The organism is Flavobacteriales bacterium (genome assembly GCA_016713875.1).
Lineage (GTDB): Bacteria > Bacteroidota > Bacteroidia > Flavobacteriales_F > PHOS-HE28 > PHOS-HE28.
This window is the reverse complement of sequence record JADJOI010000003.1, coordinates 250,545-266,189: the sequence shown is the minus strand read 5'-3', so window position 1 is coordinate 266,189 and position 15,645 is coordinate 250,545. Positions and strand designations below refer to the sequence as shown.

Genomic DNA, 15,645 nt, shown 5'->3' with positions numbered 1-15,645 from the left:
GGGGGCCGAAAATACCGCGATCAAGAGGGTCATTCACCCCCGGCGATGTTCCAATCGCGCAGGAAGGGACAGCCGGCGTGCGCGGGGTCCACGCGGATATAGGTATCGGCCAGCTTCAGCCGCACCCAATCGTCCACCGCCTTGGTGCGGAGCCGGCCCTCGGCGGCCTGGAGCAGCAGCTGGTAGTCGTCCTTCAGGTTGGCCTGATGGGGCTCGGTGCGGCGAAGCAGCTTGATGATCCTGAAGCTGCGCGTGCCGTCCTCCGAGGTGATCACGGCCGGTTCGCTCACCTCCTGCACCGCCAGCTTGTCCACCACGAAGAAGGTCTGCTGGTCGAGCTCGCCGATCGACCAGCGCGCGCTGTTGCTGTTGGGTTCGATGACGATGCCGCTGGAGGAACGCGACTCCTCGTCGTCGCTGTGATCGGCGGCGGCCGTGCCGAAGTCCAGCGTGCCGGAGCGGATCTGTGTGGCCAGGCTGTCCAGGAAGCGGCGCGCCGCCAGCAGGTCCTCGTTGCCCACCTGCGGTTTCAGCAGGATGTGCCGGGCGTTGTACTGTTCGCCCCGGCGCTCGATGAGCTGCATGAAGTGATAGCCGTAGCTGGTCTTGAACACCTGGCTCACCTCTCCTTCCTTGAGGCTCATGGCCACCGCGTCGAACTCGGGCACCATGGCCCCGAGAGGCACCAGACCGAGCTCCCCGCAATTCTGGGCCGAGCCAGGATCCTCGCTGTACAGGATGGCGAGGGTGCAGAAGTCCTTTTCCCCTTTCACCACATTGTCCCGGAAGCCCTCGATCCGCCGGCGGACCCTGCTGTCCTCCGCATCGCTCACGCGCGGGGTGCGCACGATCTGGGCGAACTCCACCTGGGCGTTGATGTAGGGCAGGCTGTCCTCGGGGATCTCCTTGAAGAAGCGCTCGACATCGCGGGGGGAGACCCGGATCTCGCCGGAGACCTGGCCCTCCATGCGCTGCACCAGCAACTGCTGCTGCACCTGGTCGTGGAAATCGTCCTTGATCTCGGCGATGGACTTGCCATAGAACTCCTCAAGCTTCTCCTGGGAGCCTAGCTGCATGATGAAATACCGGATCCGGCGGTCGAGCTCGGCCTGCACCTGGCCCTCGTCCACCATCACACTGTCCAGCATCGCCTGATCCAGGAGCATGCGCTCATAGAGCAGGCCGCGCAGTTCCTCGCAGGTCGCCGCAGCGGTGACGGGCACTCCGTTCTGGCGCAGCTGCTCCTGGCGCCCCTGCAGATCGCTGAGCAGCACCACCTCCCGGCCCACCACGCCCACGATACCATCGACCACTTCGGGCACCGGCTGCGCCCAGAGCGGAGCCGCCATCGCGAGGGTGGCGCAAAGGTGCAGGATGCGGCTATCGTTCGGCATGGATGTCCCCGTTGGCCAGGGCCTGGCGGTAAAGATCGTCACGCATGTCGGCGATCAGCTTCATCTTGCGCTGATTGAGCACGATGGTGCGGATGTCCGGCGCCACCAGGGAGAGCGGTGGCTCCTCCCCGGTCCGGCGGTGTTCGAGCACCTCCACGAAATAGGTTCCAGTGCTGTCCGCCAGCACCAGGCGCTCGCTGCTGCGCAACCGGCCCAGCACCTCACCCCTGACCACCGGCACCTGCGCAGCGAACAGGCCAAGGGCGGACCAGGCCGGTCCCGGGTCGTTGATGGTGATGCCCTTGAGCGCGAGCCAGACCTCCAGTTCATGCAGGTCGTCGGGCCGTCCGCCCGTGAACCAGCGTTCCAGTTGGCGCAGCTGCCTTGGCTCCTCGTCGCGCACCCTGAACCAGCGGGCGCGCAGGATGTCCTCTTTCAGGGCGAAGTCCTTCCGGTCGCTCTCGTAGTGCTGCTGCAGCTGGGCGGCGGTCACGACCGTATCCAGCTTCTGCTCCACCACGGCCTGTTCGTAAGCGTAGATGATGAGGGAGTTGCGGTAGTCGTGGATCCGGGCCTCCACATCCATGCCGACCTCGGGCAGATTGCGCTCGGCGCTGGCCAGCAGCACCTGTTCGCGCAGCCAGTTGTCCACGTACCCGCGGGCAAGGGTGGCGCTGTCCTCCGCTGTGGCGTCCACCGGCACCACCTGCCTCAGATCGCTCCAGAAGAGCGTGTGGCCGTAAGCCCTTGCCACGGGCGGGTCCGACCCGTCCTGCTCGGAGGCGCACCCGACGGCCAGTGCGCTGCCGATCAGCACAGCATGCAAGGCGTGACGCGCGCTGCGATGCAATCGTCAGCGGATGGAATAGAGCACGTCCTTGTTGACACGGACCTCGTACTTGCCGCGGAGCTCCGTGATCCAGTCCTTCTCGAGCTGGTCCTGGTAGGCCGCGGTGATCAGGCCGCGGGCCTCGTCCATGGTCTTGGGCGTGGCGGGGATCACCTCCTGCAGATCGACCATCACCACGCGGCCGTCCACGTTGAAGTTCTCCGAGAGGCCGATGTTGACGATGCCCTTCAGATAGGGTTTCTCGTCGGCGGTCCAGGTGCCGTTGACGTGTTCCAGGTCGAGGGCGGAGGTCTTGGTGAGCTCGGCCTGCAGATCGGCGCCGCGCTTCCCCTTCTTGTAGAGGGCCCGGGCCTTCTTGGCCACGTCGGCATTCGCGCAGGTGTAGATGTCGCCGCGGTAGCGGGTATCCCACATGAAGTCGCGTTCGTGCGCCTTGTGGTAGGCCTGCAGTCCCGTGCTGTCCTTCACGGCCTTGCTCCACACCTTCTGGTCGGTGAGCTCGAACAGGAGGATCCCGTCGCGGTACTCCTTCATCAACAGACGGAACTCCGGGTACTTCTCCTCCAGCCGACCGTCCTCGTATTCCATCAGCTTATCGTCCACGAACTGCTGGAAGCGCTCATCCACATACGCGGAGAAGGAGCGGCCCGGTTCGCGGCGTTGCTTGTCCTGCAGGTACGCGAGCAGGTCGGCCTGGGTGAAGCTCCGCCCGTCGATGGTGAATACCGGCTTGGTGAGCTTGGCGGCTCTTGCGGCATCGGGCGTCCAACCCTCATGGACATCGCGCACCACCACGGTATCCGTCGGCGTCTGCGTCAGGTCGTCGTGCTTGCGGCTGCGCACGTTCACCAGCTTGCCTTCCTTGATGGTGCCGTTGAGCTCCCGCTTGTAGCGGCCGTCCTTGCGCACGATGAGGCCTTCCACCACGTCCTTGCGGCTGAGCGTGTCGAGCACCTGGGCCCCCTTCCGGAAGATGGTGCTGTCCAGCAGGGGGACCACGGCCTTCACGGCCTTGAGGTCAGGCTTGTAGTTGTAGTTGGCGCGCAGCTTGTCGAGGAAGGCGCGGCGCGTGATGTCGGCGCGGCTGTCGCGGCTGATGCGGCTCTTGAGATCGGCCTTGGCCTGCTCGAACGCGGGCGGAGGCATGGCATCCAGTCGCTTGACGATGTGCCAGCCGTAGCGGGTCTTGAACGGCGCGCTCACCTCGTCATTGGCTTTCAGTCCGAAGGCCACATCCTCGAACTCCTCGATCATCTTGCCCGTTCCGAACATGGGCAGCTCGCCCCCCTTGGTGCTGGAGCTCTCGTCCTCACTGAACTTCAGGGCGGCGTCGGCGAAGGTGACGCTGCCCGAGGCGACCTGCTGATGGATCTCGCGGATGCGCCGTTCGGTATCGGCCTGCCGCTCTGGCGTATCCTGGTCGGAGGCGCGCAGCATGACATGGGCCACCTTCACCTGGCCGCGCGCCGGGCGCGTATCGGTGACCTTGATGATGTGGTAGCCGAAGCGGGTGCGGACCGGCTGGCTCAGCTGGCCGACCGGGGTGGTGTACACGGCGCTCTCGAAGGGATAGACCATCTGCAAGGCGCTGAACCAGCCCAGGTCACCGCCGTTCTTCTGCGCGCTGGGGTCATCGCTGCCCCCTTTGCTCTTGGCCACGGTGCCGAAGTCCTCGCCCTTGGCCACGCGCTCACGCAGGGCCATGATGCGCTTCCAGGCCGCAGCGGTGTCCTCGGGCGTGGCCTCCTCACCCACCTGCACCAGGATGTGGCTGGCCCGCATCTCGGTCCGTGACCGGTCGTAGGCCTCCTTGATCAGCTGGTCGTTCAGTTCGCGGTCGATGAGGTAGGGACGGGCCAGCTGCTTGCGATAGCCGTCGAGCTCGGTGCGGAACTTGGTCACCGTGTCCATGCCGAGCACTTCCGCCTCACGCACCTTCAGCTTGTAGTTGATGAAGAGGTCGAGGTATTCATCCAGTGCTTGCTGGGTGACGGCCGCATCCTTGTTGTTCTTCTTGTAGATGGCCTCGAACTCGGTGCGGCTGACGGGTTTGCCGTCCACGGTCATCACCACAGGGTCGGCCACGCCGTCCTGAGCGGCGAGGTGTCCGGCGACGAAGAGGCCGGCGAAAAGAACGAACTTCCTCATTTCCATAACAGTAGGCATCTCGGTTGAAGGGTCGCAAATGTAACCGGTTCGCCGGTGCGACGCCTCTCCGATCCGTGTAAAAAGATCTGAACGGCGTGGATGGCTCCCTCGTCACCGCCACCGCGCCGCGCGGCCGGCCGCACCAGCCGGATAGCGCACCTTCATCAGCCCGGTCCCCCTCAGGAAGCTGATGCTGCCCACAGGTCCCGCCACGTGCGCGACGGTCCGCTCACCCTCCCGCTCCAGGACCACCTCGAAGCGGACATCCTTGTTCTCGCGGCGGGCCTTCGCGCTTTCGTCCGCATGGCGGGTGTCCACCGCGATCCGCTTTCCCACGTGCCCAGGCTTGACGAAGAACAGCTCGGCCCGGGCATCCACCGGCAGGCTGAAGCTGAAGCGGCCGTCCGGTTCCAGCAGCGCGTACACACAGGTCTCCCCCTCCAGCTCCACCGATAGCACGGCGTCGGCCTGATCGGCCTCAGCGGCACTAAGCCAACCTGTGATCACCACATGGTCCAAGGCACGTGCGGCGAACGGTGCGGCCAGCAGTAGGGCGGCACACACGAGGCGGAGGGACTTCAGGGGGCCCACGGGCGCAGGTTGATGGTCCAAATGTGGAGCCCTCCCTGCGCGGTGCCAATACCCACAAGGGGTGTTCCTGCGGGCCCGGTCACACCCAGCAGCGGTCCACGGCGTACCGCACAAGGCCGGCCGTGCTGCGCACGTTGAGCTTGGTCATCAGGTTGCGCCGATGCGTCTTCACGGTGTCCTCGCTGATGAAAAGTGCCACGGCGATCTCGGCGTTGGTTCGTTCCAGGGCGACCAACCGGATGATCTCCCGTTCCCGGACGGTGAGGCCGACGTACTCCCCGTCGGGCCGCTTTTCAGTGTAGCTGTAGCCCTTGTCCACCGCCTCCTGGGCGGCCGGGCTGAGGTGGCGCCCACCGGCCATCACGGTGCGCACGGCCTGGGGCAGCTCCTCCCTGGGACCGTTCTTCACCACATAGCCCGATGCGCCTTCCAGCAACATGCTGTTGACGTATTCGATGCCGTTGAGGAGGGAGTGGGCCAGGGCTTTCACCTGCGGGTGCTCCTTGTGGAGGGCGCGCATGGCGTCGATGCCATCCATGACGGGCAGCGAAACGTCCAGCAGTACAAGGTCGGGCGGATCCAGCCGAATGCGTTCCAGCATGGCCTCACCGGTACCCGCGTAGGCGGAAAGGTCCAGGACCGGTGAGTCGATGTAGCGGGCCTTGAGACCTTCATGGACCAGTTCGAGGGCGTCCACCACCAGGATGCGAACGGGCGACATGGCCCCAAGATCGGCGATCCCTAGTGATGGCTGTAGTTGGGGGCCTCGCGGGTGATGAAGACGTCGTGCGGATGGCTCTCGCGCACACCGGCCGAGGTGATGCGGATGAAGCGGGCCCGCTTCAGGGCGCCGATGTCCGGTGCGCCGCAATACCCCATCCCGGCCCGAAGACCGCCCACCAGTTGGTGCACCACCTCCTCCAGCCGGCCCTTGAACGGCACCCGACCGCTGATGCCCTCGGGCACGAGCTTCTTGATGTCGTCCTCCATGTCCTGGAAGTAGCGGTCCTTGCTGCCGTGCTGCATGGCCTCGATGGAGCCCATGCCCCGGTATGCCTTGAACCTGCGTCCTTCGTAGATGATGGTCTCACCGGGGCTTTCCTCCACCCCGGCGAACATGCTGCCGATCATTACCGTGCTGGCGCCGGCAGCCAGGGCCTTCACCACATCACCGGTGTACCGGATGCCGCCGTCGGCGATCACGGGCACATCGGTGCCCTCCAGGCCCGCTGCGCAGTCCAGCACAGCGGTGAGCTGGGGCACCCCCACCCCGGCGATGACGCGGGTGGTGCAGATGCTGCCGGGCCCGATACCCACCTTGACGGCATCGGCACCCGCCTCGGCCAGCGCACGGGCGGCATCGGCGGTGGCCACGTTGCCCACGACGACGTCCACCTCGGGATAGGCTTCCTTCACGCGCCTGAGCATGTCCACCACCCCGCGGGTGTGACCATGGGCGGTGTCGATCACCAACGCGTCGACCCCCGCCTCGACCAGGGCCTTGGCGCGCTCCAAGCTGTCGGCGGCGATGCCGATGGCCGCGGCCACGCGCAGGCGGCCCAGGTGGTCCTTGCAGGCGTTGGGGCGTTGCTTGAGCTTCAGGATGTCCTTGTATGTGATCAGGCCCACGAGGCGACCCGCATCGTCCACCACGGGCAGCTTCTCGATCTTGTGTTCCTGCAGGATCTCCTCCGCCTGCCCCATGGTGGTATTGCGCTGGGCGGTGATCAGGTGGTCCTTGGTCATCACCTCGGTCACCGGCCGGCCCATGCGCTTCTCGAAACGCAGGTCGCGGTTGGTGACGATGCCCACGAGCCGGCCGTCGGAGGACACCACGGGGATGCCTCCGATGCGGTTCTCGGCCATGAGCTTGAGGGCATCACCCACCAAGGCCTTCTCCTCCAGCTTCACGGGATCGAGGATCATGCCGCTCTCGCTGCGCTTCACGCGGCGCACCTCGTTGGCCTGCGCGGCGACGGGCTGGTTCTTGTGCACCACGCCGATGCCGCCCTGCTGGGCGATGGCGATGGCCAGCTCCGAACCGGTCACCGTGTCCATCGCAGCGCTGACGATGGGGACGTTGAGCGTGATGCGCCGGGAGAACCGCGTTCGGATGGCCACCTCGCGAGGAAGCACCTCGCTGTAGGCGGGCACCAGAAGCACATCATCGTAGGTGAGCCCTTCACCCACGAACTTGTCGGCACGGCCGTTGGCGGAGTTCCGGGAGGCCTTTGCGGCCGTCACACCGGTAGGGGATCGTTCCATGCACAAAGGTAGGTCGCACAAGGCGATCAGCGGTCTACTCCCGTCCCCACAGGAAGGTCACCGTGCCCCGCTTATCCAGCTTGCGGCCTTCGCCGTTCTCGAACGCACAGTAGTAGCCGTACATCCCCTGGGGCACATAGGTGCCCCCCACTTTCCCGTCCCAACCCTGCGCAGGATCGCTGGTCGACCAGATGTTCTGGCCCCACCGGTTGTAGATGATCAGCTGATAGCTCGCGAAGCCCGTGTAGGCCGTCACCGGCCTGAACTCGGTGTTCGCCTCGATGGCGCTTCCGGCGATGAACGCGTTGGGCAGCCAGAACTGGACCTCCTGCACCGCGCACGCCTCATTGCTACGGCTGAACACTTCGATGCCGCTGGGGTTGCCCACCTCAAAGGCCTCCACGTAGTAGCAGAAGCCCCCGTCGGTGGCGATCAGGTCCTGAACGGGATCGCTGTAGGTCCATTGACCGCCGGGCAACAGCAACAAGAGCTCCCACGGACCGCCGGAGATGCTGCGGTACACGGCGTAGGCCCCGACCGTGCCGGCCCAGTCGCCGTAGCCGTTCCAGCTGAGGTGACTGAACCCTTCCAGGTCCGCCTCGGCCCGCAGGTGGATGGTGGACGCCGTGTTGGACGTCACCACCGGTGCGCCGCAACTGTCCTCCACCAGGATACGATAGCTGTAGCTCCGTTGGTCGGCCTCCACGTCAAGGTCATCGAACACCAGCGTTCCGCCCGACACGCCAGCTCCCGATCGGGTCGTGATCAGTTCGAAAGGCTCACCGTTGGCGCTCCGCTCCAGGATGTACAGCCTGGCCGCGGCCGAACCGTCCACGCTGTCCACCACCTGGATGTGATCGTCGGCCAGCACCGTGGCCACTCGGATGTAGTTGAACTGTGGCACGGGCGGATAGTCCGTGGGCCGGATGGCCTTGTTGCTCAGCGACCACAGGGTGCCGTTGGCGCCGATCGCCTTCACCACGTAGGAGTAGGTGGTGAACGGCAGCACGTTCTCGTGCAGGGCGGATCCGGCCGTGGGGTTGAAGATGCCCATCAGAAACCAGGATCCTCCGGCCTGTTGGGCATACACCTCGTAGTTCGCCACCGGCCATCCCCCGTACGGCGTCCATGTGATGGTGACGGAGGAGGCGCATTCGTTGTAACTCGTGGATGCGTGGATGGTGGTGTGCGGATCGAGCGTGGCGCTGGTGTTGGGGCTGGGCGGATTGCCGGTCCAGCAGGTGTCGAAAGCCGCCACCGTGAACGACTCCGGCAGGGTGGCCGCATCGCTCAACAGATACTGGTAGAAGGTGTTGCCCTGCCCCCAGACCGTGTCGATGATGGTGTTGCCCAGCGCATCGATCAGCACCACGATATACCCGTCCGTATCCCCTTCCGGACTTGCGCCCCAATCAATGGTGGCCTGACCGTTGGCCGTATCCACCGAGACGGTCGTGATCACCGGGGGCGAAGGCGGCGTGTCGTCCCGGAACACGTCCCCGTCGCGGCTGCTGAAGGAGGTGCAGAGGTTGCCGTTGGCCACGCTGACCCGGAAGGTGAGAGAGTCCTCACAGATGCTGATGATGTGCTCGTAGTGCGTGGTGGGTTCCTCCACCGACCCGATCAACTGCCAGGTGCCCACGGGGTACTCCATCCAGATGTCGTACATGGTGTCCGCCGTGGCCAGGTGCGGCACGTGCTGCGGGGTCCAGTCGAGCACGGCGCTCCCGAGCGGGCTGCTCTGAGTGACCTCCAGGAAGATCGACGCCAGGGTGTCGCTGGGAGCGGAGCTGTTCGGCGGTGGCGCGGAGGAGACAGCCACGACGTAGTAGTACTGCGGGGCCAGATGGGCACCCGCCCCGAAGTGCGTGAACGTGGGGGTGCCATACACCATGATCGCGGGTGGCACCACAGCGTACGGGCCGCCCAACGACGCGCTGTGGTACACTTCGTACTGCTGAAAGATGCCGTTCGGATCGGGCGGCACGATCCACGTGAGGGTGACATCGCCGGACACGTTCACCGAGGCACAGCGGAGCGAAGGCGCGTCGAGCACCTGGGCGACGGCCGGCACACCGGTGACCGCCCAAAGCAGCACAAGACGGGATCCGTTCACCAAGGCACGCATGCGGATCGGGTTCACTTGAGAAGACGTTGGTCCGGCCCAGGTTGTTGCCACCGGGCCACCATGGAACGTCCATCCGGGCCGATCCGTGCGGCAGCAGTATGGAACTCCTCCACCAGATCCTGCACGATCCGTTGTGCTGGGAGCACCTCGCGTATGGCCGCGCTTACCTGGCCGATCTCCAATTCCCCCTGACCCAGGTCGCCCTCGAACATGCCCCGCTTGGCGCGCGCCCGGCCCAGCACCTGCTTCAGTTCGTCCACCCCGGCCCCGCGGGCGTAGGCCGCCTGCACCTCTTGGAAAAAGGCGTTGCGCATCAACCGGACCGGCGCCAACTCCTTGAGCGTCAACATCGTGCCACCCTCATCCACCCGGGTCACCGCCTCCTTGAACGCAGGATGGGCGCTGGACTCCGCGCTGCACACGAACCGGCTGCCGACCTGGACCCCATCGGCGCCCAGCACCATGCAGGCGAGCATGGCCCGCCCATCGGCGATCCCTCCTGCGGCGATCACGGGCACCTGCACCGCATCACGCACCATGGGCACCAGCACGAGGGTGGTGGTCTCTTCGCGGCCGTTGTGCCCGCCGGCCTCGAAGCCTTCGGCCACCACGGCATCCACCCCGGCCTCCTGGGCCTTGCGGGCGAACTTCACGCTGCTGACCACGTGCACCACCGTGCGGCCGGCGGCCTTCAGGCGCGGCGTGAGCAGGGCGGGGTTGCCAGCGGAGGTGAATACGATGGGGACCTCCTCCTCCAACACGATGCCGACGTGCTTGTCCAAGTCGGCGTAGAGCAACGGGATGTTGACCCCGAAGGGCCGGTCCGTGGCGGCCTTGCACTTGCGGATGTGTTCCCGCAGCACCTCGGGGTACATGGACCCGGCGCCGATGAGCCCCAGGCCACCGGCATTGCTCACAGCGGCGGCGAGCCGCCAGCCCGAGCACCAGATCATGCCGGCCTGCACGATCGGATAGCGGATGCCGAACAGGCTGCAGAGCGGGTTCGATGGGGCCTGGTCCACGGTTGGGTGGGCGGGGCGGCGAAGATAGCCCACACGACACGCCGGGATCGTGGGCAGCTTGTTGATATCCAATGCCTTGGGATCACCGTAGAAGGCCGCGGATCTTTGTTATGTTTGCCCGATGGATCCCCAGCGGGTCCTGACCGCGCATGTCGACCATGATGAAACGTTCCCTTCTTGCCCTCCTCGTGGTGGTCGTATCCACTCAAGTGAAGGCCCAATACGCTTGGGACATCGGCGTCCACCTCGGTGGGGCCAACTACCTGGGCGAGATGGGCGGCAAGGAACAGACGCGCCGTGACTTCATCTGGGACATGAAGCTGGGGCAGACGCGCTGGAGCATCGGGGTGTTCGGCCGCAGGAAGCTCAACCGCTCCTTCTCGGTCAGTGCCGGTCTGATGTACCTGCGCCTTCAGGGTGCCGACGCCCTCAGCACCAACCCCCAGCGGGTGGGCCGCAACCTGAACTTCCGCAACGACATGTTCGAGCTGTACGTGCGGCCCGAGTTCACCATCTTCCAGGACAATGACATCGGCGGCAAGGGCCGCTACCGTACGGACTTCCGTCTCTTCCTCTATGCCGGGGCCGCGCTGTTCTACAGCAGCCCCCGCGGCCAGATCAACCGGGAGGGGGCGTTCTACGCGCTGCAACCGCTGCAGACCGAAGGTGTGGCCTACTCCAAGTTCGGCTTCGCCATCCCCGCCGGCCTCGGCATGCACATCACCAAGAAGCGCCGCCACCGTTATGGCTTCGACTTCGGCTACCGCACCACCTTCACGGACTATTTGGATGACGTGAGCACCGAGTACGTCAACATCCCGGCCAACGGTGATCCGTTGGCCACCCAGTTGTATGACCAGCGGCCCTACCTGGACGATGTTGACCTGGTGACCAGCGGCACCCAGGTGCAGACCGCCAGCGGCGATGTGGTGACGGTGCCTGATGCCATCCAATACGGCTGGGTGCCAGATACCGACGGCCCCAGCAAGAAGGAGAACAATAAGCGCGGCGACCCCACGCACAACGACAGCTACCTCACCATGACGCTGACGTACAGCTACGTGCTGAAGGGCCAGTCCAACTTCTACCGCCAGCGCTACAGCTGGATCCGCGGCAAGAAGCGCATCGGCCGCAAGAGCCGCGCGAAGTTCTAAGCGGTGCGCATCGCACAAGGGAACGGGGACCGCGGTCCCCGTTCCGCGTTTCAGGCCTCGATGCGGTTCGTGTCCAGCCAGTCGGCGAGCACCACCAGCCCCCACACGCGGGCCCAGTTCACGCGCCGGTCACCCGCCAGGAAGCGCGTCCACAGGGATCGCACGCCATCCCGTCGGAAGACGGGGCGTGTCCCCAACGTGTGCAGGCGGGCCTCGCAGAAGCTGCGCAGTTCGTTGCGCATCCAGTGCTCCCATGGCAGGGTGAAGCCCATCTTGGGGCGGTTCACGATCCGCTCGGGCAGCAGGTCGCCCAAGGCGTCCACCAGCAGCTTCTTGGGGCTGTGCGGGTACTTGTGGGTGTCGGACACGCCCAACACGAACTCCACCAGTTCGTGGTCCAGGAAGGGTACGCGCACCTCGAGGGCGTGCGCCATGCTCATCTGGTCGGTGTCGCGCAGCAGCACATTGGGCAGGTAGGTGTCAAGCTCGGCCACGCTCACCTGCGAGAGCAGGGGCAGGGTGCCGGCGCCCGCGCCGTAGCGCGCCTGCAACAGCTCCGCCACGGCGTTCTCCGGTAGGGTGGCCGTGCTCACCAAGCGGCGCAGGTCAGGGTCCAGGAAGGCGATGCGCGAGAAGGGATAGCTGTGCTCGGGCCCCAGGCCGGGTGCACGCAGCAGGCCGGGCAGCTTGGCCGTGGCCGCTGACGGCCGCAACCGCGCCGCCAGATCGCCCGCAAGGCCCCGAACACCTGGTGGAACCAGCCCCAGCGCCCGCCAACGCCAGAGCCGATCGGTGCGGGTGAACACGGGATAACCGGCGAAGACCTCGTCGCCCCCCAGCCCGGACAAGGCCATGGTGATGCCCGCCTCCCGCGTGACCTTGGACACCACGTACGTGTTGGGACCGTCGCCGCTGGGATGGTCCATGGCGGCCAACGCGTGCGGCAGCAGCCGCAGCATATCGTCCGGCCGCAGCCGGATGGCCGTGTGGCGGGTGCCGAACTTCTTTGCCACGATGCGGGCGTACCGTTCCTCACTGAACTCCTCTTCGTCGAAGACCACGGAGAAGGTGCTCACCGGGGCGCTGCCGGCCTGCGCCATCAGGCCCACCACCGCGCTGCTATCGATGCCCCCACTGAGGAAAGCGCCGAAGGGCACATCGGCCACCAAGCGCCGTTCCACGGCACGGGACAGCCGCTCACGCACCTCGCGCTGCACGCTGTCGACCGAGAGATCAGCGGCCTCGCGGCGCGCGTTGGCCACCAGGTCCCAGTAGCGTCCCTCCTCGATCCGCCCGTCGCACCAGGACATCCAGTGGCCCGGCATCAGCATCCGTACACCGGCCACCAGCGTGCGCGGGGCGTGCACCGTCTGGTAGCGCAGATGGTCCACCAGCCCGTCGGGGTCAAGCGCCCGGGGCACCAGGCCCGAGGCGAGCAGGGCGCGCAGTTCGGAGGCGAAGGCCAGGCGACCTCCGGACTCGTGCACGTAGAGCGGCTTGATGCCGAGCCGGTCGCGCGCCAGCAGCAGCCTGCGTTCCGTGCGATCCCACCAGGCGAAGGCGAACATGCCCTGCAGGCGGTCCAGCGCGTGGGGGCCCCAGGCCGTGAGGGCGGCGGCGAGCACCTCGGTGTCCGAGCCGGTGCGGAACGGAGCCACGCCGGGCAGGCGTTCGAGCTCGGTGCGCAGTTCGCGATAGTTGTAGATCTCGCCGTTGAAGACAAGCACATGGCGGCCGTCCGCGCTGTGGAAGGGCTGGTCGGCGGCGCTGCTGAGGTCGATGATCTTCAGCCGCCTGTGGCCCAGGGCGACGTCGGCATCGGACCACAGGCCACCGGAATCGGGGCCACGATGGCGTTGCGCCTCGTTCATCCGGCCCACGGCTGCGGCCGCCTCCTCGGGCCGGGGATGTCCTGCGATGCCTGCGATGCCGCACATGCCCGGTGGCCGCGCCTACAGGATGAACTGTGTATCGGCCAGGATGCGCTGGATGCCTTCGCGCAGCGATAGGGGCTCGCGGCCCAGCAGCTCGCGCATGCGGCTGATGTCGGGCATGCGCCGCGTCATGTCGCCCTCCTCCAGCGGGGGCAGGTGGACGATGTGGCTGCTACTTCCTGTGAGCGCGATGATCAGCCGGGCGAGATCCATGATGGTGATCTCCACATCGCTGCCGATGTTCACGACGTCGTTCACCACCAGCCCCTTGGTGAAGGCGTTCACGCACGCCTCGATGTTGTCGTCGATGTAGCAGAAGGTGCGCGTCTGGCCCCCATCGCCGTAGATGGTGATGTCCTCGCCCTTGAGCGCGGCGCGGATGAACTTGCTCACCACGAAGTCGCGGCTCTGCTTGGGCCCGTAGGTATTGAAGAAGCGGAACACGGTGTAGTCCAGGCCGAACTCCTTGTGGTAGCTGCGCAGGAAGGCCTCGCCCACGTTCTTCACGATGGCGTAGGGCAGCTTGCTGTTGAGCGGGGTGGTGCGCTCGTTCTGGGGGATCTCGACCGGTTCGCCGTACACCTCGCTGCTGCTGCTGAAGAGCACGCGCTTGACACCGGTGTTCTTGCTCAGGTCGAGCACGTTGCGGATGCCGTCCAGGTCGCGCAGCACCATCACGGGGTTGTCCGTGGTGCGCTTCACCCCCACCACCGCGGCGTAATGGAACACGTACTCGAAGCGGTAGGCGTAGAACACGCTGCTGATGTCCTCGAAGCGGTTGGCGTCGCACTTGATGAAGTGCAGGTTGGGCCGCTCGACCAGGGGCAGCTTGCGCACGTCGCCGGTGAGCAGGTTGTCCACCGCCACCACTTCGTGGGCGGGGTCGGCGGCCAGGCGCGCGGCCAGCTCGCTGGGGATGAAGCCGGCGCCGCCGGTGACGAGGATACGGGCCATGGTGCGGCGCGAAGCTAAGCCGCCCTGGATAGACGCAGGTCGCCCTCGGAATGCGAGTTCAACCACAGATGAACGCAGATGGACACAGATGGGTACAGGTCCACCAAGGGCCGTACGCGGCCAGATCCATCCACAGTGAACCCTCGGCTCAGCGGCGAAGGAGGCGACGCAGCAGCAGCACCAGCAGCAGCATGAGGCCGGCGCCCCACCAGAAGGCCCGGTGCAGCACGATGCTCTTCATCCGGTAAGGCAGCAGGCGCCAGTTGAAGCCGTCTTCCTTCCCCACCCGCGCGCGCCACCACGCGGCATCGTAGGTTTCCGGGCCCTTCACCTGCTGGCCCGTCAGCGAGAGCGCGCTCCACGTCACCGTGTCCGGATACACATCGGCGATCAGCAGCGCATCCCGCGGCTCATCGCGGATGGCGCACTGGATGTAGGTGATGTTGGGGGCGTGCCGCTGGAAGAAGATGCTGCTGGGGGCCTGACCGCCCAGGCTGCCGCTGATCCAGTACACTTGGGTGTGCTGCGCGATCCGCTCCAATACAGGGTACACGTCCTTGCGGAAGTTGGTGCCGAAGGTGGAACGCGTATTGTCTTTGAACAGGTCGCTGTACTGCGGATCGTTCTCGGCCCAGATGGGGCGGTGGGAGATAATGAAGGCACGCGGTGGCAGCCTCCCTGTATCAGGCTTGGCTATCGACAACAGGCGCGAGATCGCCTTCCTGCTGACCGTACCGTTGTTATACTCCGTATTGAGAATGAGGACAATGTCACCTCCAAGCCTGATCAGTCCCAACTCGATCAGGTCGTCGCCCACCGCTCCTCCCAAATCATGATTGCCTGGCGTATTAAAAAGTGGAATCTGAAGGTGCCTGAATAGTGATCGGGCATATCGCGGCCTATCCTCCTTGCCGCTCATGAACAGGTCGCCGGTGCTGAGGAAGAGCTGCGCACCGAGGCGGTTGATGGTGTCAAGGTTCGCCAGCAGGGTGGCCGCCGGATACCCGCTGCGGTTGGTGCTTTCGCCGTGGAAGTGCCCTCCGATGAGGATGCGGTAGTGCCCGGTGCTGTCGGCGGGAAGAACCTCGAGGCCATTGAAGGGCGAGCGCTGCGCGTGAACGGATCCGGCCCACAGCAGGCCGCCGAGCAGCAGGATCGCCGCGCGACCAAGGACATGTGCGCATGCACCCATGTGCATAAGAGCA

12 protein-coding genes are annotated in these 15,645 nt (G+C 65.8%); 1 reads left to right on the top strand and 11 read right to left on the bottom strand.

Annotation, left to right across the window (positions count from 1 at the left end; all coding sequences use genetic code 11):
• Window positions 1-29 precede the first annotated feature (29 nt).
• The 8 genes from IPJ87_02645 to IPJ87_02610 form a co-directional block, all read right to left on the bottom strand.
• On the bottom strand, window positions 30-1,394 hold the full coding sequence (locus tag IPJ87_02645; GenBank protein ID MBK7940773.1) for a peptidylprolyl isomerase: 1,365 nt from the start codon (window positions 1,392-1,394) through the stop codon (window positions 30-32).
• Window positions 1,381-2,220: a hypothetical protein gene (locus tag IPJ87_02640; protein MBK7940772.1), complete on the bottom strand. Its 840-nt coding sequence runs from the start codon at window positions 2,218-2,220 to the stop codon at window positions 1,381-1,383. Before IPJ87_02640 ends, IPJ87_02645 begins: the two co-directional genes overlap by 14 nt.
• Before the next feature lie 27 nt (window positions 2,221-2,247).
• Window positions 2,248-4,392 carry a peptidylprolyl isomerase gene (locus IPJ87_02635; protein ID MBK7940771.1) on the bottom strand — a complete coding sequence of 715 codons (2,145 nt, stop codon included), beginning with the start codon at window positions 4,390-4,392 and terminating at the stop codon, window positions 2,248-2,250.
• Window positions 4,393-4,503: 111 nt separating this feature from the next.
• Entirely contained in the window at window positions 4,504-4,983 is a 480-nt protein-coding gene (locus IPJ87_02630) for a hypothetical protein (protein MBK7940770.1), read from the bottom strand.
• Between the two features lie 79 nt (window positions 4,984-5,062).
• The gene (locus tag IPJ87_02625; protein ID MBK7940769.1) at window positions 5,063-5,704 is read right to left on the bottom strand and encodes a response regulator transcription factor; all 642 of its coding nucleotides are present in this window, start codon (window positions 5,702-5,704) and stop codon (window positions 5,063-5,065) included.
• A gap of 20 nt (window positions 5,705-5,724) precedes the next feature.
• Window positions 5,725-7,248, bottom strand: coding sequence for an IMP dehydrogenase (gene guaB, locus IPJ87_02620; protein ID MBK7940768.1), 1,524 nt, complete (start codon window positions 7,246-7,248; stop codon window positions 5,725-5,727).
• A 34-nt stretch (window positions 7,249-7,282) separates the two neighbouring features.
• A complete protein-coding gene (locus tag IPJ87_02615; protein ID MBK7940767.1) occupies window positions 7,283-9,391 on the bottom strand; it encodes a gliding motility-associated C-terminal domain-containing protein in 2,109 nt (702 codons plus the stop codon).
• Entirely contained in the window at window positions 9,388-10,398 is a 1,011-nt protein-coding gene (locus tag IPJ87_02610; protein MBK7940766.1) for a nitronate monooxygenase, read from the bottom strand. The genes IPJ87_02615 and IPJ87_02610 overlap by 4 nt, the downstream gene beginning before the upstream one ends.
• 158 nt (window positions 10,399-10,556) lie before the next feature.
• Here IPJ87_02610 and IPJ87_02605 point away from each other — a divergent pair, with 158 nt between their 5' ends.
• Window positions 10,557-11,552, top strand: coding sequence for a hypothetical protein (locus IPJ87_02605; GenBank protein ID MBK7940765.1), 996 nt, complete (start codon window positions 10,557-10,559; stop codon window positions 11,550-11,552).
• 50 nt (window positions 11,553-11,602) lie between these two features.
• On the opposite strand, the gene asnB is transcribed toward IPJ87_02605, so the two are convergent.
• The 3 genes from asnB to IPJ87_02590 all read right to left on the bottom strand — a co-directional run bounded on the left by asnB (window position 11,603) and on the right by IPJ87_02590 (window position 15,632).
• Window positions 11,603-13,489: an asparagine synthase (glutamine-hydrolyzing) gene (gene asnB / locus IPJ87_02600; protein ID MBK7940764.1), complete on the bottom strand. Its 1,887-nt coding sequence runs from the start codon at window positions 13,487-13,489 to the stop codon at window positions 11,603-11,605.
• Between the two features lie 15 nt (window positions 13,490-13,504).
• Entirely contained in the window at window positions 13,505-14,440 is a 936-nt protein-coding gene (locus tag IPJ87_02595) for an NAD-dependent epimerase/dehydratase family protein (protein MBK7940763.1), read from the bottom strand.
• A 148-nt stretch (window positions 14,441-14,588) separates the two neighbouring features.
• On the bottom strand, window positions 14,589-15,632 hold the full coding sequence (locus IPJ87_02590; protein ID MBK7940762.1) for a hypothetical protein: 1,044 nt from the start codon (window positions 15,630-15,632) through the stop codon (window positions 14,589-14,591).
• Window positions 15,633-15,645: the final 13 nt, after the last annotated feature.